The 22,603-nt window shown below is 62.0% G+C and carries 23 protein-coding genes; 16 read left to right on the top strand and 7 right to left on the bottom strand.

Annotation, left to right across the window (positions count from 1 at the left end; translation table 11 throughout):
• Positions 1-45 precede the first annotated feature (45 nt).
• Both hisD and hisC read left to right on the top strand, forming a co-directional pair.
• Complete coding sequence (gene hisD, locus DGA31_RS02235) at positions 46-1,392, top strand: histidinol dehydrogenase (protein ID WP_109511391.1); 1,347 nt, start codon at positions 46-48, stop codon at positions 1,390-1,392.
• A 1-nt stretch (position 1,393) separates the two neighbouring features.
• The gene (gene hisC, locus DGA31_RS02230) at positions 1,394-2,446 is read left to right on the top strand and encodes a histidinol-phosphate transaminase (RefSeq protein ID WP_109511390.1); all 1,053 of its coding nucleotides are present in this window, start codon (positions 1,394-1,396) and stop codon (positions 2,444-2,446) included.
• A gap of 16 nt (positions 2,447-2,462) precedes the next feature.
• Here the strand turns inward: hisC and algW are convergent, their stop codons facing one another.
• Positions 2,463-3,623 (bottom strand): Do family serine endopeptidase AlgW, encoded by a 1,161-nt coding sequence (gene algW / locus DGA31_RS02225; protein WP_056834175.1) that lies wholly within the window; start codon positions 3,621-3,623, stop codon positions 2,463-2,465.
• Between the two features lie 175 nt (positions 3,624-3,798).
• Between algW and DGA31_RS02220 the strand changes: the two genes are divergently transcribed.
• From DGA31_RS02220 to cysN, 3 genes are all read left to right on the top strand, one after another.
• The gene (locus DGA31_RS02220) at positions 3,799-4,557 is read left to right on the top strand and encodes a Nif3-like dinuclear metal center hexameric protein (RefSeq protein WP_109511389.1); all 759 of its coding nucleotides are present in this window, start codon (positions 3,799-3,801) and stop codon (positions 4,555-4,557) included.
• 207 nt (positions 4,558-4,764) lie between these two features.
• Positions 4,765-5,682 carry a sulfate adenylyltransferase subunit CysD gene (cysD, locus tag DGA31_RS02215; protein WP_056834179.1) on the top strand — a complete coding sequence of 306 codons (918 nt, stop codon included), beginning with the start codon at positions 4,765-4,767 and terminating at the stop codon, positions 5,680-5,682.
• A gap of 15 nt (positions 5,683-5,697) precedes the next feature.
• Positions 5,698-7,599: a sulfate adenylyltransferase subunit CysN gene (gene cysN / locus DGA31_RS02210; RefSeq protein WP_056834181.1), complete on the top strand. Its 1,902-nt coding sequence runs from the start codon at positions 5,698-5,700 to the stop codon at positions 7,597-7,599.
• 153 nt (positions 7,600-7,752) lie between these two features.
• Here the strand turns inward: cysN and DGA31_RS02205 are convergent, their stop codons facing one another.
• Positions 7,753-8,187, bottom strand: coding sequence for a Z-ring associated ZapG family protein (locus tag DGA31_RS02205; RefSeq protein WP_056834183.1), 435 nt, complete (start codon positions 8,185-8,187; stop codon positions 7,753-7,755).
• Between the two features lie 144 nt (positions 8,188-8,331).
• Between DGA31_RS02205 and DGA31_RS02200 the strand changes: the two genes are divergently transcribed.
• The 3 genes from DGA31_RS02200 to zapE are packed head-to-tail and all read left to right on the top strand — an operon-like array spanning position 8,332 to position 11,506.
• Positions 8,332-8,979 carry an alpha/beta hydrolase gene (locus DGA31_RS02200; RefSeq protein ID WP_109511388.1) on the top strand — a complete coding sequence of 216 codons (648 nt, stop codon included), beginning with the start codon at positions 8,332-8,334 and terminating at the stop codon, positions 8,977-8,979.
• Between the two features lie 10 nt (positions 8,980-8,989).
• Complete coding sequence (locus tag DGA31_RS02195) at positions 8,990-10,348, top strand: tryptophan--tRNA ligase (RefSeq protein WP_056834187.1); 1,359 nt, start codon at positions 8,990-8,992, stop codon at positions 10,346-10,348.
• A gap of 60 nt (positions 10,349-10,408) precedes the next feature.
• Positions 10,409-11,506: a cell division protein ZapE gene (gene zapE / locus DGA31_RS02190; RefSeq protein ID WP_056834189.1), complete on the top strand. Its 1,098-nt coding sequence runs from the start codon at positions 10,409-10,411 to the stop codon at positions 11,504-11,506.
• Positions 11,507-11,590: 84 nt separating this feature from the next.
• Here the strand turns inward: zapE and DGA31_RS02185 are convergent, their stop codons facing one another.
• Positions 11,591-12,487: a GlxA family transcriptional regulator gene (locus tag DGA31_RS02185; protein ID WP_161959136.1), complete on the bottom strand. Its 897-nt coding sequence runs from the start codon at positions 12,485-12,487 to the stop codon at positions 11,591-11,593.
• 462 nt (positions 12,488-12,949) lie between these two features.
• On the opposite strand from DGA31_RS02185, the gene rplM reads away from it, so the two are divergent.
• The 7 genes from rplM (at position 12,950) to DGA31_RS02150 (ending at position 17,923) form a co-directional block, all read left to right on the top strand.
• Complete coding sequence (gene rplM, locus DGA31_RS02180; RefSeq protein ID WP_056834193.1) at positions 12,950-13,378, top strand: 50S ribosomal protein L13; 429 nt, start codon at positions 12,950-12,952, stop codon at positions 13,376-13,378.
• Positions 13,379-13,392: 14 nt separating this feature from the next.
• Positions 13,393-13,785, top strand: a complete 393-nt coding sequence (gene rpsI, locus DGA31_RS02175) for a 30S ribosomal protein S9 (RefSeq protein ID WP_056834195.1) — start codon at positions 13,393-13,395, stop codon at positions 13,783-13,785.
• A gap of 255 nt (positions 13,786-14,040) precedes the next feature.
• The gene (gene petA / locus DGA31_RS02170; RefSeq protein ID WP_082481219.1) at positions 14,041-14,697 is read left to right on the top strand and encodes a ubiquinol-cytochrome c reductase iron-sulfur subunit; all 657 of its coding nucleotides are present in this window, start codon (positions 14,041-14,043) and stop codon (positions 14,695-14,697) included.
• Positions 14,694-15,905, top strand: coding sequence for a cytochrome b (locus DGA31_RS02165; protein WP_056834197.1), 1,212 nt, complete (start codon positions 14,694-14,696; stop codon positions 15,903-15,905). Before petA ends, DGA31_RS02165 begins: the two co-directional genes overlap by 4 nt.
• Positions 15,905-16,660: a cytochrome c1 gene (locus DGA31_RS02160; protein ID WP_056834198.1), complete on the top strand. Its 756-nt coding sequence runs from the start codon at positions 15,905-15,907 to the stop codon at positions 16,658-16,660. The genes DGA31_RS02165 and DGA31_RS02160 overlap by 1 nt, the downstream gene beginning before the upstream one ends.
• 208 nt (positions 16,661-16,868) lie before the next feature.
• Complete coding sequence (locus DGA31_RS02155; protein ID WP_056834200.1) at positions 16,869-17,486, top strand: glutathione S-transferase N-terminal domain-containing protein; 618 nt, start codon at positions 16,869-16,871, stop codon at positions 17,484-17,486.
• 17 nt (positions 17,487-17,503) lie between these two features.
• Entirely contained in the window at positions 17,504-17,923 is a 420-nt protein-coding gene (locus DGA31_RS02150) for a ClpXP protease specificity-enhancing factor (protein ID WP_109511386.1), read from the top strand.
• A 46-nt stretch (positions 17,924-17,969) separates the two neighbouring features.
• On the opposite strand, the gene DGA31_RS02145 is transcribed toward DGA31_RS02150, so the two are convergent.
• The 4 genes from DGA31_RS02145 to DGA31_RS02130 all read right to left on the bottom strand — a co-directional run bounded on the left by DGA31_RS02145 (position 17,970) and on the right by DGA31_RS02130 (position 21,464).
• Entirely contained in the window at positions 17,970-18,548 is a 579-nt protein-coding gene (locus DGA31_RS02145; protein WP_109511385.1) for a BON domain-containing protein, read from the bottom strand.
• Positions 18,545-19,138 carry a phosphoheptose isomerase gene (locus DGA31_RS02140; RefSeq protein WP_056834206.1) on the bottom strand — a complete coding sequence of 198 codons (594 nt, stop codon included), beginning with the start codon at positions 19,136-19,138 and terminating at the stop codon, positions 18,545-18,547. The genes DGA31_RS02145 and DGA31_RS02140 overlap by 4 nt, the downstream gene beginning before the upstream one ends.
• Positions 19,139-19,281: 143 nt before the next feature.
• Positions 19,282-19,650, bottom strand: a complete 369-nt coding sequence (locus DGA31_RS02135) for a YraN family protein (protein WP_109511384.1) — start codon at positions 19,648-19,650, stop codon at positions 19,282-19,284.
• On the bottom strand, positions 19,647-21,464 hold the full coding sequence (locus DGA31_RS02130; RefSeq protein ID WP_109511383.1) for a penicillin-binding protein activator: 1,818 nt from the start codon (positions 21,462-21,464) through the stop codon (positions 19,647-19,649). Before DGA31_RS02130 ends, DGA31_RS02135 begins: the two co-directional genes overlap by 4 nt.
• Positions 21,465-21,723: 259 nt before the next feature.
• Here DGA31_RS02130 and rsmI point away from each other — a divergent pair, with 259 nt between their 5' ends.
• Positions 21,724-22,596 (top strand): 16S rRNA (cytidine(1402)-2'-O)-methyltransferase, encoded by an 873-nt coding sequence (gene rsmI, locus DGA31_RS02125; RefSeq protein ID WP_056834213.1) that lies wholly within the window; start codon positions 21,724-21,726, stop codon positions 22,594-22,596.
• The last annotated feature ends 7 nt before the right edge of the window (positions 22,597-22,603 follow it).

Here is a 22,603-nt window from a genome sequence, read left to right as displayed (position 1 = left end):
TAGCTTATGGCACCTGAGCATCCGCCAATCACTGAGGCCCTCGCTATGACCACGTCCACTGCAATACGCCGACTCGATGCTGCCGACCCGGATTTCGCTCGACATCTGGATCATCTGCTGAGCTGGGAAAGCGTGTCCGACGACTCGGTCAACCAGCGGGTACTGGACATCATCAAGGCCGTTCGCGAGCGTGGCGATGCTGCGCTGGTGGAATTCACCCAGCGTTTCGACGGACTTGAAGTGGCCTCGATGGCCGACCTGATCCTGCCGCGCGAGCGCCTTGAACTGGCCCTGACCCGCATCAGCGATGCCCAGCGCCAGGCCCTGGAAGTGGCCGCCGAGCGCGTGCGCAGCTACCACGAACGGCAGAAGCAGGACTCCTGGAGCTACACCGAGGCCGATGGCACGGTGCTGGGCCAGAAAGTCACGCCGCTGGACCGTGCCGGCCTGTACGTGCCGGGCGGCAAGGCGTCGTATCCCTCTTCGGTGCTGATGAACGCCATCCCCGCCAAAGTGGCCGGCGTGACTGAAGTGGTCATGGTGGTGCCGACCCCGCGCGGTGAAATCAACGAACTGGTGCTGGCCGCCGCCTGTATCGCCGGCGTCGACCGGGTCTTCACCATCGGGGGCGCCCAGGCCGTCGCAGCCCTGGCCTATGGCACGCAAAGCGTACCCAAGGTCGACAAGGTCGTCGGCCCCGGCAATATCTATGTGGCCACGGCCAAGCGCCATGTCTTTGGCCAGGTCGGCATCGACATGATCGCCGGGCCTTCGGAAATCCTTGTGGTCTGCGATGGCCGGACCGATCCGGACTGGATCGCCATGGACCTGTTTTCCCAGGCCGAACATGACGAAGACGCCCAGGCCATCCTGGTCAGCCCTGATGGCGAGTTTCTCGACCGCGTGGCGGCCAGCATCGCCAGGCTGCTGCCGGGCATGGACCGCGCCACCATCATCGAGACCTCGATCAACGGCCGTGGCGCGCTGATCAAGGTGGCCGACATGCAGCAGGCCATCGACGTGGCCAACCGTATCGCGCCCGAGCACCTGGAATTGTCAGTGGAAGACCCGCAGGCCTGGCTGCCGCAGATCCGCCATGCCGGCGCGATCTTCATGGGCCGTCACACCAGCGAGGCGCTGGGCGACTATTGCGCCGGTCCCAACCACGTATTGCCGACGTCCGGCACTGCGCGCTTTTCTTCGCCACTGGGCGTGTATGACTTCCAGAAGCGCTCTTCGATCATCTTCTGCTCGCCGCAAGGCGCGTCCGAGCTGGGCAAGACCGCCTCGGTACTGGCGCGTGGCGAATCGCTGAGTGGCCATGCCCGCAGCGCCGAATACCGCATCACCGACACCGACTGGCAACCCGTGCGCACCGAGCAAGGCAAATAACATGAGCAGATTCTGGAGTCCCTTCGTCAAGAGCCTGGTGCCCTATGTGCCGGGCGAGCAGCCCAAGCTGACCAAACTGGTCAAGCTCAACACCAATGAAAACCCCTATGGCCCCTCGCCCAGGGCGCTGCAAGCCATGCGCGCCGAACTGGGCGACGACCTGCGTCTGTACCCGGACCCCAACAGCGACCTGCTCAAGCAGGCGGTGGCCCGTTATTACCAGGTGCCGGCCAGCCACGTGTTCCTGGGCAATGGCTCGGATGAGGTGCTGGCGCACATTTTCCACGGCCTGTTCCAGCACGACCTGCCGCTGCTGTTCCCGGACATCAGCTACAGCTTCTATCCGGTGTACTGCGGCCTGTATGGCGTGGCGCATGAAACCGTTGCGCTGGATGAGCAGTTCCAGATCCGGCCGCAGGACTACGCCCGGCCCAACGGCGGGATCATCTTCCCCAACCCGAATGCGCCCACCGGCTGCCTGCTGGCGCTGGAGGCGGTCGAGCAGATTCTCAAGGCCAGCCCGGATTCGGTGGTCGTGGTGGATGAAGCGTACATCGATTTTGGCGGTGAAACGGCCATTGCCCTGGTGCAGCGTTATCCGAACCTGCTGGTCACCCAGACCCTGTCCAAGTCGCGCTCGCTGGCCGGTTTGCGGGTGGGGCTTGCGGTCGGGCATCCCGACCTGATCGAGGCGCTGGAGCGGGTCAAGAACAGCTTCAACTCCTACCCGCTGGACCGTCTGGCCATTGTCGGGGCGACGGCGGCGTTCGAAGACCAGGCGCACTTCGACACCACACGCAATGCGGTGATTGCCAGCCGCGAAATACTGGTCGAGCAGTTACAGGCCAAGGGTTTCGAGGTGTTGCCGTCGGCCGCCAACTTCATCTTTGTTCGCCATCCGCAACACGATGCGGCCGGCCTGGCCGCCACCCTGCGCGAGCAGGGCGTGATCGTGCGTCACTTCAAGCAGGCGCGCATCGCCCAGTTTCTGCGCATCAGCATCGGCACGCCCGAGCAGAACCAGGCGCTGCTGGACGGCTTGAGCGGCCTCTGAGGCGCTGGCCCGTCGATTATTCGGCGGGCTGCGCTGGCGCTGCTGCAGGCGCCGGAGGCGGGCGGATGCCCACTTCGGCGCTCAGGCGGATTTCCTTGTTGTTGCGCATCACGTTGAGGGTGATCTTGTCCTTGGGGCGGGTGCGCGCCACCTGGTTCATCGAGCGCCGCCCGTCGCTGGCCGGCTCGTTATTGATCGCCAGAATCACATCGCCCAATTGCAGGCCGGCTTTCTGTGCCGGACCGTCACGAAAAATCCCCGACACCACGATGCCCGGCCGGTCCTTGAGCCCGAACGATTCGGCCAGCTCTGCCGTCAACGGCTGCACCTCGATCCCCAGCCAGCCACGGATGACCTGGCCGTGCTCGATGATCGACTTCATGACCTCCATGGCCAGCTTGGTCGGGATGGCAAAGCCAATGCCTTGCGAGCCGCCGGACTTGGAAAAGATCGCGGTGTTGATGCCGGTGAGGTTGCCGCTGGCATCGACCAGGGCGCCGCCGGAGTTGCCGGGGTTGATGGCCGCGTCGGTCTGGATGAAGTCCTCGTAGGTGTTCAGGCCCAACTGGTTGCGCCCGGTGGCACTGATGATGCCCATGGTCACGGTCTGGCCGACGCCGAACGGGTTGCCGATGGCCAGGGCGACATCGCCGATGCGGATGCCGTCGGAGCGGGCGATGGTCATCGCCGGCAGGTTCTTAAGGTCGATCTTGAGCACTGCCAGGTCGGTTTCCGGGTCGCTGCCGATGACCCGGCCGATGGTCTCCCGGCCATCCTTGAGGGCCACGATGATCTGGTCGGCGCCGCTGGTCACGTGGTTGTTGGTCAGGATGTAGCCTTCCGGGCTCATCAGCACACCCGAGCCCAGGCTGGACTCCATGCGCTTCTGCTTGGGCTGGTTGTCGCCGAAGAAGCGCCGGAACTGCGGGTCTTCGAACAGCGGGTTGGTCTTGGACATCTTGGTGGTATAGAGATTGACCACCGCAGGGGCCGCCGCACTGACCGCATCGGCGTAAGAGGAGGGGCCTTGCACGACCTGGGTCGTCTGGGGGGCCTGTTGCAGATTGACATCCATGCTCGGCAAGCCGACCCATTGAGGGTAACGCTGGATGATCAGCAGGGCGATCAGTACGCCTGCCAGCAATGGCCAGCCATAAAAGCGCAGTGCCTTGAGCATTGAGTGAGGTCCTGAGGGTGCGGGCGCAGAAATTTTTAGCGGGGGTACGCCATAATGGCGGGCATTATACGAGCACCGCGTGCGCTGTCTCGCACTTCGTGTGCAATAAATGATGTCGCCTTGCCGGCTTGCGTGTCTCTGGTCGACGCCAAGCCACTCACAGAGGAATCCTTGCATGGCCGTAGCCCTCAGTACCCTGGTCGAAGAAGCCGACCGTTACCTCAACAGCGCCCGCATCCAGGATTACTGCCCCAACGGCCTGCAGGTCGAAGGGCGCCCCCAGGTCATGCGCATTGTCAGCGGCGTGACCGCCAGCCAGGCCCTGCTGGACGCTGCCGTCGAGGCCCAGGCAGACCTGATCCTGGTCCACCATGGTTATTTCTGGAAAGGCGAAAACCCGTGTGTGGTCGGCATGAAGCAGCGCCGGCTGAAAACCCTGCTCAAGCACGACATCAGCCTGCTGGCCTATCACCTGCCGCTGGATGTCCACGCGGAGGTCGGCAATAACGTCCAGCTGGCGCGGCAACTGGACATCACCGTCGAAGGCCCGCTGGACCCGGAAAACCCACGCGTGGTCGGGCTGGTCGGCTCACTGGCCGAACCACTCAGTGCGCGTGATTTTGCCCGGCGGGTCGAGGACGTGCTGGGGCGCGAGCCCTTGCTGATCGAGGGCCAGTCGATGATCCGTCGGGTTGGCTGGTGCACCGGGGGCGGTCAGGGCTATATCGATCAGGCGATCCTGGAAGGCGTCGACCTGTTCCTGAGCGGCGAGGCGTCCGAGCAGACCTTTCACAGCGCCCGCGAGAACGGCATCAGCTTCATTGCCGCCGGTCATCATGCGACCGAGCGCTATGGGGTGCAGGCGCTGGGTGATTATCTGGCCCGACGCTTTGCGGTGGAGCACACCTTCATCGACTGCCCCAATCCGATCTGAAGCCTGTGTCCATAGGCGCACGGGTTGGCGATCATGAGGATGCAAAACGAGAAGCTATATCGTTAGATCGTTTCGATCTATCCGCGCCGCTGAAGACCCGCTGCCCGGCATGATAAAGTGCGCGGCTCGAATACGGCCCGCAGGCCGCCGCGGGACTTGGGCCCGCCCCGAATCCCGGTCCACAACGAATGCAATCCGTGAGTAGCCATGGTTGACAAACTGACGCATCTGAAACAGCTGGAGGCGGAAAGCATCCACATCATCCGCGAGGTCGCCGCCGAGTTCGATAACCCGGTGATGCTGTACTCGATCGGCAAGGATTCGGCCGTGATGCTGCATCTGGCACGCAAGGCCTTTTTCCCGGGCAAGCTGCCGTTTCCGGTGATGCACGTCGATACCCGGTGGAAATTCCAGGAGATGTACAGCTTCCGCGACAAGATGGTCGAGGAAATGGGCCTGGAGCTGATCACCCACGTCAACCCCGAGGGTGTGGCGCAGGGCATCAACCCCTTCACCCACGGCAGTGCCAAGCACACCGACATCATGAAGACCCAGGGCCTCAAGCAGGCGCTGGACAAGTACGGCTTCGATGCCGCCTTCGGCGGTGCGCGCCGCGACGAAGAAAAGTCCCGGGCCAAGGAGCGGGTCTACTCGTTCCGCGACAGCAAGCACCGCTGGGACCCGAAGAACCAGCGTCCGGAGTTGTGGAACGTCTACAACGGCAAGGTCAACAAGGGCGAGTCGATCCGCGTCTTCCCGCTGTCGAACTGGACCGAGCTGGACATCTGGCAATACATCTACCTCGAAGGCATCCCGATCGTGCCGCTGTACTTCGCCGCCGAGCGTGAAGTGATCGAGAAGAACGGCACGCTGATCATGATCGACGACGAGCGCATCCTCGAGCACCTGTCCGAGGAAGAAAAAGCCCGCATCGTCAAGAAGAAGGTGCGTTTCCGTACCCTGGGCTGCTACCCGTTGACGGGCGCGGTCGAGTCGCAGGCCGAGACCCTGACCGACATCATCCAGGAAATGCTCCTGACCCGGACGTCCGAGCGCCAGGGCCGCGTCATCGACCACGATGGCGCAGGCTCCATGGAAGACAAGAAACGTCAAGGCTACTTCTAATTTCAGGGTTACCTCATGTCGCACCAATCCGATCTGATCAGCGAGGACATCCTCGCCTACCTGTCCCAGCACGAGCGCAAGGAACTGCTGCGCTTCCTGACCTGTGGCAACGTCGATGACGGCAAGAGCACCCTGATCGGGCGCCTGCTGCATGACTCCAAGATGATCTACGAGGACCACCTCGAAGCCATCACCCGCGATTCGAAAAAGAGCGGCACCACCGGCGAAGACATCGATCTGGCGCTGCTGGTCGACGGCTTGCAGGCCGAGCGCGAGCAGGGCATCACCATCGACGTGGCGTATCGCTACTTCTCGACGGCCAAGCGCAAGTTCATCATTGCCGACACCCCGGGCCACGAGCAGTACACCCGCAACATGGCCACCGGCGCCTCGACGTGCGACCTGGCGATCATCCTGGTCGATGCCCGCTACGGCGTGCAGACCCAGACCCGCCGGCACAGCTACATCGCCTCGTTGCTGGGCATCAAGCACATCGTCGTGGCCATCAACAAGATGGACCTCAAGGGCTTTGACGAGCAGGTCTTCGAGTCGATCAAGGCCGATTACCTGGCGTTTGCCGATGCCATCGAGCTGAACCCGAGCAGCCTGCACTTCGTGCCGATGTCGGCGCTCAAGGGCGACAACGTGGTCAACCGCAGCGAGCGTTCGCCGTGGTACACCGGCCCTGCGTTGATGGAAATCCTCGAAACCGTCGAAGTGGCTGCCGATCGCAACTTCACCGACCTGCGTTTCCCGGTGCAGTACGTCAACCGCCCGAACCTGAACTTCCGTGGTTTTGCCGGCACCCTGGCCAGCGGTATCGTGCACAAGGGCGACGAGGTCGTGGTCCTGCCGTCGGGCAAGAGCAGCCGCGTCAAGTCCATCGTCACCTACGAAGGCGAGCTGGAGCAGGCCGGCCCCGGCCAGGCCGTGACCCTGACCATGGAAGACGAGATCGACATCTCCCGTGGCGACCTGCTGGTGCATGCCGACAACGTGCCGACGGTCTCCGACCAGTTCGATGCGATGCTGGTGTGGATGGCCGAAGAGCCGATGCTGCCGGGCAAGAAGTACGACATCAAGCGCGCCACCAGCTATGTGCCGGGCTCGATTGCCAGCATCACCCACAAGGTCGATGTGAACACCCTGGAGCACGGCACCGCCAGTGCCCTGCAACTCAACGAGATCGGCCGGGTCAAGGTCAGCCTCGATGCCGCCATCGCGCTGGACGGCTATGACAGCAACCGCACCACCGGTGCCTTCATCGTCATTGACCGCCTGACCAACGGCACCGTCGGTGCCGGCATGATCATTGCGCCACCGGTGCTGCCGCATGGCACTCACGGCCAGCACGGTGAGCTGGCGCATGTGTCGACCGAAGAGCGTGCCCTGCGCCTGGGGCAGCAACCGGCTACGGTATTGTTCAGCGGCCTGTCCGGCGCCGGCAAGAGCACCCTGGCCTATGCCGTGGAGCGCAAGCTGTTCGACATGGGCCGCTCGGTCTATGTGCTCGATGGCCAGAACCTGCGTCACGACCTGAACAAGGGCTTGCCACAGGACCGCGCCGGCCGTACCGAGAACTGGCGTCGTGCCGCGCACGTGGCGCGTCAGTTCAACGAAGCCGGCCTGTTGACCCTGGCCGCGTTCGTGGCCCCCGATGGGGAAGGTCGTGAGCAGGCCAAGGCCCTGATCGGCAAGGAGCGCCTGATCACCGTGTATGTCCAGGCTTCTCCGCAGGTCTGCCGCGAACGTGACCCGCAGGGCCTGTATGCCGCCGCTGGCGACAACATCCCGGGCGAGTCCTTTGCCTATGACGTGCCACTCAATGCCGACCTGGTGCTCGACACCCAGAGCCTGAGCGTCGAGGAATGCGTCAAACAGGTGCTGGACCTGCTGCGCAGCCGCGGCGCGATCTGACGCCGCGATCTGCTTTAGCCAGGAGGAATGTAGCGCCCGCTTCCCGGCTAAAGCCGCTCCTGCGGACCAGGCGGAGCGCCATCCGCCCAGTCCGACACAAAAAAGCCCCCGTGCCGCAAGGCCGGGGGCTTTTTCGTATGACCGGTCAACCGATCATTTTTTCAAGCCGTATTGCGCGTCCAGCATGCCGGGGGCATTGGGCGTCTTGGGCGCGTAGTCCTTGGGCGCCTCGGTGTAGCGTGGCGGGGTCAGGCGATCACGCGGCGTCGGGTGAGCCTCCGGGTGCAGCGAGGCCAGCAGGCGCTGACGCGTCAGTTCATCGAGGGCAAGACGGTTGGCGCTCTCGGCGAGATGCTCCTGGACTTCCTGATACTGGTGGTTGAGCTTCTGGATCAGGGTAGCGGTGCTGTTGAAGTGGGTGACCACCTCATTCTGATAGGTATCGAAACGTTCCTGCACGTCATCCAGCTGACGCTGGGTGCTGTTGGGAACGGTATTGGGCAGCAGACGCGCGACCAAAAAACCAATGACGACACCGGCCACCAGGGCAAGAGTCGGCAACAACCAAACTAAGAGCGAGTGTTCCACGAGTCCTTCCTCTATAAACGGCTTTGCTTTACGTTAACGGCTCGAACCTGCGCTGTATAGCCGCGACGCGTCGCCGATATGCCAGCCACAGACATTCAGCTAGACGAGTCGACCCATTTCGGGGTCACGGAGTTCTGTTTACCCATGCGCGAAACCCCAGTCTTCATCGACGGCCCGCAAGGTCCGCTCGAAGCACTTTATCAGGACCTGCCCGATGCCAGGGGCGTGGCGCTGATCTGTCATCCTAACCCGATTCAGGGCGGAACGATGCTCAACAAGGTCGTTTCGACCCTGCAGCGCGCCGCACGCGATGCAGGTCTGATCACCTTGCGCTTCAACTACCGAGGTGTCGGCGCCAGTGCCGGCACCTCGGTGGCAGGTGGTGAAGAAATCGACGACGCCCAGGCCGCCGCGCACTGGTTGCGTGCACAGCAACCTGACTTGCCCATGACGCTGTTCGGTTTTTCGTTTGGCGGCTATGTGGCCGGCAGCCTCAGTGGCCGCCTTGAAGAGCAGGGCCAGGCCCTTGAGCAACTCTTTCTGATCGCACCGGCGGCCGGGCGCTTCAAGGCGCACGCCGACGTGGCCCGACAGGCACCGCTGACCATTATCCAGCCCGATGCCGACGAGGTCATCGAGCCTGAGGTGGTGTATGCATGGTCGGGTGCACTGCAACGCCCCCATGAGCTGCTGAAAGTGGCAGAATGCGGACACTTCTTTCACGGCAAGCTGACCGATCTGAAGGATCTGGTCATGCCCCGCCTTGCGAACCGATCACAGCCCACAGCTTAAGCGACCTGCCATGACCACTCGTATCCTGACCGGCATTACCACGACCGGTACTCCCCATCTGGGTAACTACGCCGGTGCCATTCGCCCGGCCGTGCTTGCCAGCCGCCAGCCCGGCGTCGACTCGTTCTATTTCCTGGCCGACTACCACGCCCTGATCAAATGCGATGACCCGCTGCGCATCCAGCGCTCGCGTCAGGAAATTGCAGCCACCTGGCTGGCGTCCGGCCTGGACGTGGAGCGAGTGACGTTCTATCGGCAGTCCGATATTCCGGAAATCCCCGAGCTGTGCTGGCTGCTGACCTGCGTCGCGGCCAAGGGCCTGCTCAATCGTGCGCACGCCTACAAGGCCTCGGTCGATCGCAACGTCGAAACCGGTGAGGACCCCGATGCCGGCATCAGCATGGGCCTGTACAGCTACCCTGTGCTGATGGCGGCCGACATCTTGATGTTCAACGCCAACAAGGTGCCGGTCGGTCGTGACCAGATCCAGCACGTGGAAATGGCCCGTGACATCGGCCAGCGCTTCAACCACCTGTTCGGCAATGGCAAGGAATTCTTCGCCATGCCCGAAGCGCTGATCGAAGAGAGCGTGGCCACGCTGCCGGGCCTGGATGGCCGCAAGATGTCCAAGAGCTACGACAACACCATCCCGCTGTTCAGCAGCAGCAAGGAACTCAAGGACGCCGTCTCGCGCATCGTCACTGACTCGCGTGCGCCCGGCGAGGCCAAAGACCCGGACAGCGCGCACCTGTTCACGCTTTACCAGGCCTTCGCCACGGCCGAGCAAAGTGCCGCACTGCGCGCCGAGCTGCTTGATGGCCTGGGTTGGGGCGAGGCCAAGGCGCGTCTGGTCAGCCTGCTCGACAGCGAGCTGGGCGAGGCTCGGGAAACCTACCACCGACTGATTGCACGCCCCGCCGACCTCGAAGACATCCTGCTTGCCGGCGCACAGAAGGCCCGGCGCATTGCCACCCCGTTCCTGGAAACCCTGCGTGAAGCGGTAGGCCTGCGCTCGTTCCGCAGCGTGGCGCAAAGCGCTGAAGGCACCGAAAGCGGCAAGAAGAAGGCCGCCAAGGCCGCTCGCTTTGTCAGTTTCCGTGACGAGGACGGCCGCTTCCGTTTCCGCCTGCTGGCCGCTGACGGTGAGCAATTGCTGTTGTCGCGTGCCTTTGCCGATGGCAAGGCGGCAGGCGCTGTCAGCAAGCAACTGCAACAGGGTGGCGAGCTGGACCTGCGCGCACAGGACGACCGCTTCAGCCTGTGGCTCGACGGCGAATGCGTGGCCGACAGCCCGCTGTTCAGCGGCACCGATGCACGTGACAGCGCGATCGAGACCCTCAAACTGGCACTCGCTCCTGCACAGGACTGATTGCCATTCCCCGGGGCCGTCGCTACAGTGACGGCCCGTTTTTCAGCCCCGCCGATGACTATGACCACGCCCCTAGAACGATATCAAGCCGACCTGAAACGCCCGGACTTCTTTCATGATGCCGCTCAGGAAAACGCTGTGCGTCATTTGCAGCGTTTGTATGAAGACCTGATCGCCGCCCAGGACAGCAAGCCTGGCCTGTTTGGCAAGCTGTTCGGCAAGAAAGAGCCGCAAGTGGTCAAGGGCCTGTATTTCTGGGGCGGAGTAGGGCGCGGCAAGACCTATCTGGTCGACACCTTCTTCGATGCGCTGCCGTTCAAGGAGAAAACGCGCACGCACTTTCACCGCTTCATGAAGCGGGTGCACGAAGAGATGAAGACCCTCAAGGGGGAGAAAAACCCGCTCACGATCATTGCCAGGCGGTTTTCCGACGAAGCGCGGGTGATCTGCTTCGACGAGTTCTTCGTCTCCGACATTACCGATGCCATGATCCTGGGCACGCTGATGGAAGAACTGTTCAAGAATGGCGTCTCGCTGGTGGCCACCTCGAACATCGTGCCTGACGGCCTGTACAAGGACGGCCTGCAGCGTGCGCGCTTCCTGCCGGCCATTGCCCTGATCAAGCAGCACACCGAAGTGGTCAACGTCGACAGCGGCGTCGACTATCGTCTGCGCCATCTGGAGCAGGCCGAGCTGTTCCACTTCCCGCTCAACGATGCCGCCCACGAAAGCCTGCGCGCCAGCTTCAAGGCGCTGACCCCCGATTGCGCCGAAACCGTCGAAAACGACGTGCTGATGATCGAGAACCGGGAAATTCGTGCGGTGCGCACCTGTGACGACGTGGCCTGGTTCAATTTCCGCGACCTGTGCGACGGTCCGCGCAGCCAGAACGACTATATCGAGCTGGGCAAGATCTTCCATGCCGTGCTGCTCAGCAATGTGGAGCAGATGAGCGTGACCACCGATGACATCGCCCGCCGGTTCATCAACATGGTTGACGAATTCTACGACCGCAACGTCAAGCTGATCATCTCTGCCGAGGTCGAGCTCAAGGACCTGTACACGGGGGGGCGCCTGAACTTCGAGTTCCAGCGCACCCTCAGCCGCCTGCTGGAAATGCAGTCGCACGAATTCCTGTCTCGTGCGCACAAGCCATAACCACGCGCAGATTGCTCGCAGGACCGGCTTTAGTCGGGAACGATAGCGCATCATTCCCGGCTAAAGCCGGCCCTACGGTTTGCCCTAAGCGGCCTGCTGAAACTGTTGCCGGTACTGGTTAGGTGACAGTTCGGTGTGCTGGCGGAACAGACGGGCAAAGAAACTGGCGTCGTCGTAGCCGACTTCGTAGCTGATGGTCTTGATGCTCTTGCGCGTGGCCGACAGCAGCCCCTTGGCGGTTTCGATACGCAGGCGCTGCAGGTAGTGCAGCGGCTTGTCACCGGTGGCGCTCTGGAAGCGGCGCATGAAATTGCGGATGCTCATGCCGTGTTCGCGCGCCACGTCTTCAAAGCGGAACTTGTCGGCGAAGTGCTCTTCGAGCCAGTGCTGGATCTGCAGGATGGTCATGTCCTGATGCAGTTTCTGTCCGCCAAAGCCGATCCGGCCGGGCGAATAGTTGCGCCGCACTTCGTAAAGAATGTCGCGGGCCACGGCCTGGGCCACGTTTGCCCCGCAGAATCGCTCGATCAGGTAGATATACAGGTCGCACGCCGAGGTGCTGCCGCCGGCGCAGTACAGGTTGTCGGCATCGGTGATGTGCTTGTCCTGATTGAGCTGCACCTTGGGAAAGCGTTCGGCGAACTCATTGAAGAAACGCCAGTAGGTGGTCGCTTCCTTGCCGTCGAGCAGGCCGGTGGCGGCCATCCAGAACACCCCGCTGGCTTCGGCGCACAAGACGGCGCCCCTGGCGTGCTGTTCGCGCAGCCAGGGCAGGATTTGCGGATAGCGCTGGCTCAGGGCGTCGAAATCGTCCCAGAAGGCCGGCAAGACGATGATATCGCTTGATTCCAGGCCGCCGTCGACCGGCAACATGACATCGCTGAAGCTGTTGACGGGCTGGCCGTCGGGGCTGACCAGCCGGATTTCGAAGGACGGCTTGATGCCGTGGCCCAGTTGCTTGCTGTAGCGCAGGCTGGCCAGGTGAAAGAAATCCTTGGCTTGCATCAGGGTCGAGGCGAATACCCGGTCGATAGCCAGGATGCTCACGCGCCGGAGCACGGCGGTTGATTGAGTTGGCATGATCTTTTGTTCTTATAAGGAATAGTGGTCAAACTGCGGCTGAATCGTCTTATGTTTTGCCGGTCCTGTCCAGCCTCGATCCCCGGTGTCGCTCGTGCGTGTCCAGAGGCTTTGGCAAGGCGGTGCTGCATGAGAAATTCAGGTTGAGCTTATCGACGCAGTCTGTATAATTGCGCACCTCTTGGTGGCCGGCGTGATGCCCCGTCCATTGAAGATCCTGCCGTATACGGACGCGCTGACCCGAGCCCCCGATAGCGTCTGTTTCCGGCCGACTTTGGTGAGCCCTGTTGGCTTGTCAAGGAATGCACTGTTCAGTAAGCTCCGCCGTCTCATATTTTCAGGCGGCCCCTGAGGCTATAAAGAATGAAAACTTTTACTGCTAAACCGGAAACAGTTCAGCGCGACTGGTTCGTCGTCGATGCTGCTGGCCAGACCCTGGGTCGTCTGGCCACCGAAATCGCGAGCCGTCTGCGTGGCAAGCACAAGCCTGAGTACACCCCTCACGTTGACACCGGCGACTACATCGTCGTGATCAACGCCGAGCAAGTGCGTGTCACCGGTGCCAAAGCTTCCGACAAGATCTACTATTCTCACTCCGGTTTCCCGGGCGGGATCAAATCGATCACTTTCGAAAAGCTGATCGACAAGGCTCCTGAGCGTGTACTCGAGACCGCGGTCAAAGGCATGCTGCCGAAGAACCCGCTGGGTCGCGACATGTATCGTAAGCTGAAAGTCTATGCGGGCGCTGTTCACCCTCATACTGCTCAGCAGCCCCAAGAACTGAAGTTTTAACGGAATAGTTGATTATGTCGGCGACTCAAAATTACGGCACTGGCCGTCGCAAGACCGCAACCGCTCGCGTTTTCCTGCGTCCGGGTACTGGTAACATCTCGATCAACAACCGTTCGCTGGACGTGTTCTTCGGTCGTGAAACTGCCCGCATGGTAGTTCGTCAGCCGCTGGAGCTGACCGCCACCGTCGAGAAGTTCGACATCTACGTCACCGTTATCGGTGGCGGCGTAAGTGGCCAGGCTGGCGCAATCCGCCACGGCATCACTCGCGCTCTGATGCAGTACGACGAAACCCTGCGCCCTGCACTGCGCAAGGCCGGTTTCGTGACTCGCGATGCCCGTGAAGTTGAACGTAAGAAAGTCGGTCTGCGTAAAGCGCGTAAGCGTCCGCAGTACTCGAAGCGTTAATTCGCTTTCTGCGTTCCGAAAAAACGCCCGCTTCTTACGAAGCCGGGCGTTTTTTTATGCCTGTGATTTGGCGGCCAACTCAAAGGCTGCACGGCTGTAACCCTGTAGTTACAGCCATGCAGCCTTTTCGGCGCGTGTGGTCGTCTTGTAGATGGAAGGGGCTTTTTTTGCCGGCTCAGGCCTCGGCCAGCGACTAGATTATCAAGGGTCGGGCCTTTGCGTTTGCAGGTCTTGCACTGCACGGGAGAGGGTGCAATGAGCAATGACTCCATCCATCCGGATGCGCTCCATCACAATCAGCCTGGGCCAGATCCGCTCGACCCGGGCGCGATCAACCCGCAACGACGCCGCTTTCTGGTTGCCAGTACGTCAGTCGTCGCGGTGGCGGGGCTGGCAGGTGCTGCGGTGCCGTTCGTAGGGTCGTGGTTTCCCGGCGCCAGGGCCAGGGCAGCCGGCGCGCCGGTAAAGGTCAATATCGACAAGCTCGAGCCAGGCCAGCAAATGGTGGCCGAGTGGCGCGGCCAGCCGGTCTTCATCCTGCGCCGCACGCCACAGGTGCTTGACGGCCTGAAGGCGCTTGCCGGCCAGTTGGCAGACCCCGAGTCCGCCGAGTCGGTGCAGCCTGACTATGTCGACCGTCTGACCCGCTCGATCAAGCCGCAGGTCCTGTTGCTGGTCGGCTTGTGCACGCATCTGGGCTGTTCGCCGACCTTTCGTCCCGAAGTGGCCCCGGCCGACCTTGGCAAGGACTGGCCGGGCGGCTATTTCTGTCCGTGTCATGGCTCGCGCTACGACCTGGCCGGACGGGTCTACAAGGCACAGCCCGCGCCGCTTAACCTGCCGGTGCCTCCTCATCACTATGAGTCCGAGACCGTCATTGTCATTGGCGTCGATCAGGAGGGTGCGTCATGAGTCGCTTCATGAAGTGGATCGATGCGCGGTTTCCGGTCACGCGGGTGTTCGAAGAGCACTTGAGCAAGTATTACGTCCCGAAAAATTTCAACATCCTGTACATCTTCGGCTCCCTGGCACTGGTGGTGCTGATCAACCAGTTGCTGACCGGCATCTGGCTGACGATGTATTACACGCCAACGGCCGAGGCGGCCTTTGCCTCGATCGAATACCTCATGCGCGATGTCGATTACGGCGCCATCCTGCGCCAGATGCACTCTACGGGGGCGTCGGCGTTTTTCATCGTGATCTACCTGCACATGTTTCGCGGGTTGCTCTACGGGTCGTACCAGGCGCCGCGCGAGCTGGTGTGGATCTTCGGCATGTTCATCTATCTTGCGTTGATGGCCGAGGCGTTCATGGGCTATCTGTTGCCGTGGGGGCAGATGTCCTACTGGGGTGCGCAGGTCATCACCTCCCTGTTCGGCGCCATCCCGGTGATCGGCGAAGGCCTGACCCAGTGGATTCGCGGTGACTACCTGGTGTCCGGGATCACGTTGAATCGCTTCTTTGCCTTGCATGTCATTGCGCTGCCGCTGGTGATCCTGGGGCTGGTAGTGCTGCACATCCTGGCGTTGCATGAGGTGGGCTCGAACAACCCTGACGGGATCGACATCAAGAAGTACAAGGACAAGAACGGCATTCCGCTCGATGGCATTCCCTTTCATCCTTACTACACCGTGAAGGATATCTTCGGTGTGGCGGTGTTTCTTTTTGTGTTCTGCCTTGTGGTGTTCTTTTTCCCGGAAATGGGCGGCTACTTCCTGGAAAAGCCCAATTTCGAGGTCGCCAATGCCTTCAAGACGCCCGAGCACATTGCGCCGGTGTGGTACTTCACGCCGTTCTACGCCATCTTGCGCGCCATCCCGGACAAGCTCATGGGTGTCATGGCGATGGGGGCGGCCATCGCCGTGCTGTTCGTATTGCCATGGCTGGACCGCAGCCCGGTGCGCTCCATGCGCTACAAGGGCTGGCTGAGCCGTGTGTGGCTGTTGGTGTTTTGCGTGTCTTTCGTCACCCTGGGGGTGCTGGGCATGGAGGTGCCGACGCCAGGACTCACCCTGTTGGCGCGGGTCTGCACGGTCCTGTATTTCGCGTACTTCATACTGATGCCGTTCTACACCCGGCTTGAGCACACCAAGCCGGTTCCTGAGAGGGTGACGGGCTGATGAGCAGGCTATGGGTGGTGTGGGTGCTGGTCCTGGTTCCGGTATTGTCTTTGGCGGCCGTGCCAGGCCCGCAGGCGCTGGCGCCGGTCAGGATCGATGTGTCCGACCAGGCAGCCCTGCAGGATGGCGCGCGTACCTTTGTCAATTACTGCATGGGCTGTCACAGCGCCCGGTACCAGCGCTACGAGCGGGTGGCCGATGACCTGGGGATAGCCCATGAAGTGATGCTCGACAAACTGGTCTTTACCGGCGCCCGGATTGGCGATCACATGAACAGCAGCATGCGCCCGGCCGATGCCAAGGCCTGGTTCGGCGTCGAGCCGCCGGACCTGACCCTGGTGGCGCGCGTGCGCGGGACGGACTGGCTGTACCATTACCTGCGTTCGTTCTATCAGGATCCGGCGCGACCGACAGGGGTCAACAACCTTGTATTGCCCAATGTCAGCATGCCCAATGTGCTGGAGCACCTGCAGGGGCGCCAGGTTCTGGATTGCAAGGTGGCGGATGCCGGCACGCCGCAACAGACCTCATCGCTTGAGGCCTGTAACCGCCTGGTCGTGGTGTCCGGCACCGGTCGTCTGAGCGCCGAGCAGTTCGACGACATGATCAGGCACCTGGTGACCTTTCTGGCTTACTCGGCCGAGCCGCTCAAGCTTGAGCATCGACGCATCGGGACCTGGGTCCTGTTGTACCTGGCGGTTTTCATCATCCTGGCCTGGCTGCTCAAGCGCGAATACTGGAAGGGTATACACTGAATGGTATGCCTGGACGGCCCAAGGGCGCGTGTCCTGCGGTGTTCATATGAAGTAATGATTGCAGCGTCGACAGTCGGCAGCGCAAGATTGCCAAATTCTTTGCTGTAAATAAGCTATCTTGTCGCCCGCGAAGCGATCAACAGCGCAGGCCTCCGAGGAGGTTTTTGCGTGTCTGTTCCATCCATTTTTACAAGCGAGGAGGATCACCATGGGCGTGACCAACCGGTTGGCCTGTTATTCCGACCCCGCCGACCACTATTGTCATCGTGTACGCATCGTGCTCGCCGAGAAAGGTGTCACGGCCGAGATCATCGACGTTGTGGCCGGCCGGGTGCCGTCGCAACTGGCCGAGGTCAATCCCTATGGCACCTTGCCGACCCTGGTCGACCGGGATCTGGCGCTGTATGAGCCTGGTGTGGTGATGGAGTACCTGGAAGAGCGTTACCCGCATCCGCCGTTGATGCCGGTGTATCCGGTGGCCAAGGCCAACACGCGTCTGCTGATGCACCGTATCCAGCGTGACTGGTGCGCACTGGTGGATCTGATTCTGGATCCGCGAAGCAAGGAGAGTGCACGTGTGCAGGCTCGCAAGGAGCTGCGCGAGAGTCTGACCGGGGTGTCGCCGCTGTTCGCGGAGAAACCTTTTTTCCTCAGTGACGAGCAAAGTCTCGTTGATTGCTGTCTATTGCCCATACTCTGGCGTTTGCCGGTGTTAGGCATCGAATTGCCTCGGCCTGCCAAGCCGTTGCTCGACTATATGGAGCGCCAGTTCGTACGTGAGGCATTTCAGGCAAGCCTGTCTGCTGCCGAACGTGAAATGCGCTAAGGCTTAAGGAGCCGTTGATGAACTCCAGTCGCCCTTATCTGATTCGTGCTCTTTATGAGTGGATTGTGGATAACGATTGCACCCCGCATGTGCTGGTCAATGCGGAATACCCCTCCGTGCAGGTCCCCCAGGGATTTGCCAATGATGGCCAGATTGTCCTGAACGTTTCACCCACTGCCGTGCGTCATCTGCATATGGATAACGAGGCGGTCAGTTTCGAAGGCCGCTTTGGCGGTGTGCCGCATACGTTGTACGTCCCGGTTGGCGCGATACTGGGCATTTATGCCCGGGAGAATGGCCAGGGGATGGTCTTTGATCTGGAGCCGTCCCTGGACGAGCACGATGTCGACGAGATCGACATGGAAGACGATGCACCACCGCCGGACAACGAGCCACCGCGCCCAAGCGGCAGGCCCAGTCTGAAAGTGGTGAAATAAAAAAAGGCGATCCAGTGGATCGCCTTTTTTATTGCAGGTGCCTCGATCAGTCGATGTATTCGAACAGCCTGACGATCTTCTGTACGCCCGACACGCCTTGTACCAGGTTGGTCGCGCGGTTGGCTTCGTCCTGGGTCACCAGGCCCAGCAGGTAGACAATGCCGTTCTCGGTCACCACCTTGATGCGTGAGCCAGGAATCGAATTGTCGGTGAGCATCTGCGACTTGATCTTGGTGGTCAGCCAGGCATCGTTATTGCGAGCCAGCAGGGACGACGGCGGCAGGATCTGCAGCTCGTTATTGACCTTCTTGACCCGCTGCACGGAGGCCGCAGCCTGTTCGGCGATGGTCTTGAGTTCGGCGCGCGGGGTCTGGCCGGCCAGCAGCACAATGCCGTTATAGCTGGTCACCACGACATGCGAGCCTTCGGCCAGGTCAGGGTGTGCCTTGGAGATATTCACCGCAGCCTTGGTTTCGATCAGCGAGTCATCGATCTTGCTGCCGATGGTGCGCGTGCCGCGATCATCCTCGATCGGGTTGTCGCGGGTGGCGGTCAGTACCGAGCTGCAACCGCTCAGGCCAAGGCACAGGGCCAGCAAGGCCAGACTGATTCGATTAGGGGTCATTCTTCACTCCCGAACAATTGGCTGTCGATCAGATCGCAAAGGCAATGGATCGCCAGCAGGTGGACTTCTTGAATGCGAGCCGTGACTTTGGCCGGTACGCGGATTTCCACGTCTTCAGGCAGCAGCAGCGAAGCGACATCGCCACCGTCGTGCCCGGTCAATGCTACGACAACCATTTCGCGATCATGTGCGGCCTGGATGGCTTGAATAATGTTCGCCGAGTTGCCGCTGGTGGAAATGGCCAGCAGCACATCCCCTGGCTGGCCAAGGGCGCGGATCTGCTTGGAGAACACTTCGTTGAAGCTGTAGTCGTTGGCAATCGAGGTGATGGTCGAGCTGTCGGTGGTCAGTGCGATGGCCGGCAGGCTGGGCCGTTCACGCTCGAAGCGGTTGAGCAGCTCCGATGAAAAATGCTGGGCGTCGCCTGCCGAGCCGCCGTTGCCGCACGACAGCATCTTGCCCTCGTTGAGGAGGGCGTTGACCATGACCTGGCTGGCCAGCTCGATGTGGGGTGCCAGGACGTCCATCGCCTGTTGCTTGGTGTCGATGCTGGCCTGGAAGAGCCGGCGAATACGCGATTGCATGTCCATCTAAGTAACCTTGGTTAGAGCATCAGGCGGCTATTGGTGCCGCTGTCGCAGGTGCCCGGCAATGCCTTTGTGCGCTCTGTATGGCAGGGCGTGCGGGCCTGGGTGTCGGGGGCGCGGGATAGTCGAGGGTGGTGTCGGCCTGTTCAACTGTCGAAGGCGTTCCTGAGCCAGTTCAGGGGGACTGCCTGGTCAGGTTCACCCTCGATCGCCAGTACATCGAAGCGACAGGGATGTTCGGCCCAGTGCGGCGCCTGTTGCAGGAACAGCTGCGCCGCCATGACGAGCTTTTCCTGCTTGCGTGCATCGACGCTTTGCAGTGCGCCGCCCCAGCCTTTGTAGCGCCGGTAACGAACCTCGACGAATACTACTGTATCGCCGTCGAGCATGACCAGATCAAGCTCGCCGCGTCGACATGACCAGTTCGTCTCGATCAGGGTCAAACCTTGTTGCAGCAGGTACCGCAGGGCCCAGGCTTCCGCCTCGCGCCCTGCAGGGGTGCCGCCTGATTTCAAGGCGCGGTGTCCGGCAGGCGCTGGACCTGGCCATTGACAAACTCGGCCCAGGGCAGTTGGCGCTCGATGCGGCGATTGGGGTTCAGGCTCAGGCTGCCGGACAAGCCCTCCAGGCGGCTGTCAGGCAAGGCCTTGAGCTGGCCCAGGCGTGGGGCCAGGCGATAGGCATCTACACCCATGGCATACAGGCGCCCCAGGCTGCCGGAGGCTTGTGGCCACTGGGCGACGACCTGCTGGCGCAATGGGTCGTTGGCGTTGAGCAGCCAGGGCGTGTCGCAGAAACGCACGCCATTGAGGTCGTTGTACTGGGCCTGGTCGTTGCTGTTGGTGAACAGCTGCGAGGTGGCGTAGACCGGCACGTCGCCAGCGTACTGGAAGACCATGGTCGGCTTGATCTGCTGGGCCTGTTGCGGGGTGGCGACCAGGAACATGAAGTCGATTTCCTGGCTGCGCGACGGCTGTGCGGCCACCTGGGCGCCGGTGGCACTCTGCAGGCGCTGGGCGCGGCCTTCGCTGGAGCGCAACTTGAACATGTCGGCGATCTGGCGGGCCAGGTCGACCGGCTGGTCGATGCGTTCTACGGCCAGCAAGGTGCCGCCCTTGGCGCGCCAGCTGTTATTGAAGGCGGCCAGGACACGGTCGCCCCATTCGCCCTTGGGCACCATGGCCACGGCGGTGCGTTTGCCGTCTGCCCAGGCGCGGCGAGCTACTTCGCGGGCTTCGTCCTCGGCGGCCAGGCCGAACTGGAACAATTCCTGCGGGCCGGAGGTGGCGCTGTCGCTGTAGTTGAGCGCCAGGGTAGTGATCGGCAGGGTCGGGCGGGCGCTGAGCTGCTTGACCAGGTCCTTTTCCAGCGGGCCGACAACCAGTTGGACGCCGGCCGCCTGGGCCTGGCGATAGAACTCATCCATTGAAGTCAGGCGCGAGCTGTCGAAGATCTGAATGGCAGGCGGGTTCTGGCCGGCCTGCTGGGCCTGGTAGTGCGCCGCCAGGAAGCCTTCGCGCAGCGCCTTGGCAACATTGGCCAGTTGACCTTCCTGGGGCAGTAGCAGGGCGATGCGGGTCAGCGGTTCGCTGGTCAGCGAGCGCAATTGTGCCAGCGCTGCCGGCAGTTGTTGGGCGCCGGGGTGCTGAGGGTTCTGGGCTTTCCAGGCGTCGATGGCGGCCTGTTGCTGCTCCAAGGTGCCGGCGCCCTTGAGTGCGCGGGCCAGATTCAGCCAGGCGCCGAAATCATCGTTAGTGGTCGCTTGCAATTGCTCGACCGGCAAGGTGGACAGCATCTTCCAGATGGCGTCGTTGTTGGCGACAAGGTCGTTGCCTTGCAGCAGGGGGCCTGCAAATACGCGCTCGCGCACCGCGGGCAGGATCTGGCCGTCCAGCTCCAGGGCGCGGGCATGAACGGTGTGGGTGCGCACTTGTTGCTCGACCGACAGTTCGCCCAGGCGCTGCAGGCTCGGGTGGGTCAAGGCGGCAAGGGCGGCCTTGGGCTGGTTGCGGCCCAGGGCCAGCTCTGCCGACAGCGTGCTGGCAAACACCTGCAGGCCCGGTGGCAGTTGGTCGAGCTTGACCTGTTCGAGCAGCTGCGCTGCGCGGCCCGGGTTGCCCTGGCGGTTGGCCAGGTCAGCGGCACTCAGGCGCAGGGTAGAGGCTTTTTCGGGGGTGTTGGCCGCCGCCGCCTGTTCCAGCAACTGTTCGATGCTGGCATCGGGAGTGCGAGGCAGCTCTCCGAGGCTGGAGGTGGGTGAGCCAGTGGTACAGGCGGCCAGTAAGGCGACGAGACCGAGGGCAGAGAACAGCCGCAGACAAGCGATCATGGATGTGTTCCTGATACTCAAGCAAATTAACGGGCAATTGTACCCAAGCACTGGCCAGGGTGCGACTTTGAAGGCGTGCAAGGGTCTGACGGGGATGGCGCTCGGGGCGTCACGCGCTTTATAGGAGGTGGGTGTACTGCAATCATGCCTTTACTTCCTTTTGCAGGCTTGCCGGTGTGCGACCCCGTCCAAAGCTTTTGTAGCCTGTACAATGCTTCTTTTTATAGATCGCTTGGAGTCATCATATGAGGTGTGCGCTTTGACTGTTCAGGTCGCTTCGAATTCCGCCGCCGGCTCGCTTTATGTCGTGGCCACGCCCATCGGCAATCTGGACGACATGAGTGTGCGGGCGCTGAAGGTTCTGCGTGAAGTCGCGCTTATTGCCGCTGAGGATACACGCCATTCCATGCGATTGATGCAGCACTTTGGCATAGCAACGCCATTGGCGGCCTGTCATGAGCATAACGAGCGTGCCGAGGGCAGCCGCTTCATCGAGCGCCTGCTGGCGGGCGACAATGTGGCGTTGATTTCCGATGCGGGTACGCCTCTGATCTCGGACCCAGGCTATCACCTGGTGCGCCAGGCGCGTGCGGCCGGTATTGCCGTGGTGCCGGTGCCCGGTGCCTGCGCGCTGATTGCCGCCTTGTCGGCCGCCGGGCTGCCGTCGGACCGTTTCATCTTCGAGGGTTTTCTGCCGGCCAAGGCGACAGGACGCCGGTCGCGCCTGGAGCAGCTCCTTGAAGAGCCGCGCACGCTGATTTTCTACGAGGCCCCGCACCGCATTCTGGAATGCCTGCAGGACATGGAGGCGATTTTTGGTGCCGAGCGCCCGGCCTTGCTGGCGCGCGAGCTGACCAAGACCTTCGAGACGCTCAAGGGGCTGCCACTGGCGCAGTTGCGCGCATTCGTCGAGGCCGACAGCAACCAGCAGCGCGGTGAGTGTGTGGTGCTGGTCGCCGGCTGGAGCGCGCCCGAGGGCGAAGAGGCGGTCAATGCCGAAGCGCGCCGGGTGCTGGACTTGCTGTTGCAGGACCTGCCGGTCAAGCGGGCGGCCGCGCTGGCCGCTGAAATCACCGGGGTGCGTAAAAACCTGCTTTATCAGTTAGCGCTTGATAAGCAAAAGGAAAAATAAAGCACTT

This window comes from Pseudomonas ovata (genome assembly GCF_003131185.1).
Taxonomy (GTDB): domain Bacteria; phylum Pseudomonadota; class Gammaproteobacteria; order Pseudomonadales; family Pseudomonadaceae; genus Aquipseudomonas; species Aquipseudomonas ovata.
This window is presented reverse-complemented; position numbering and strand designations above follow the sequence as displayed.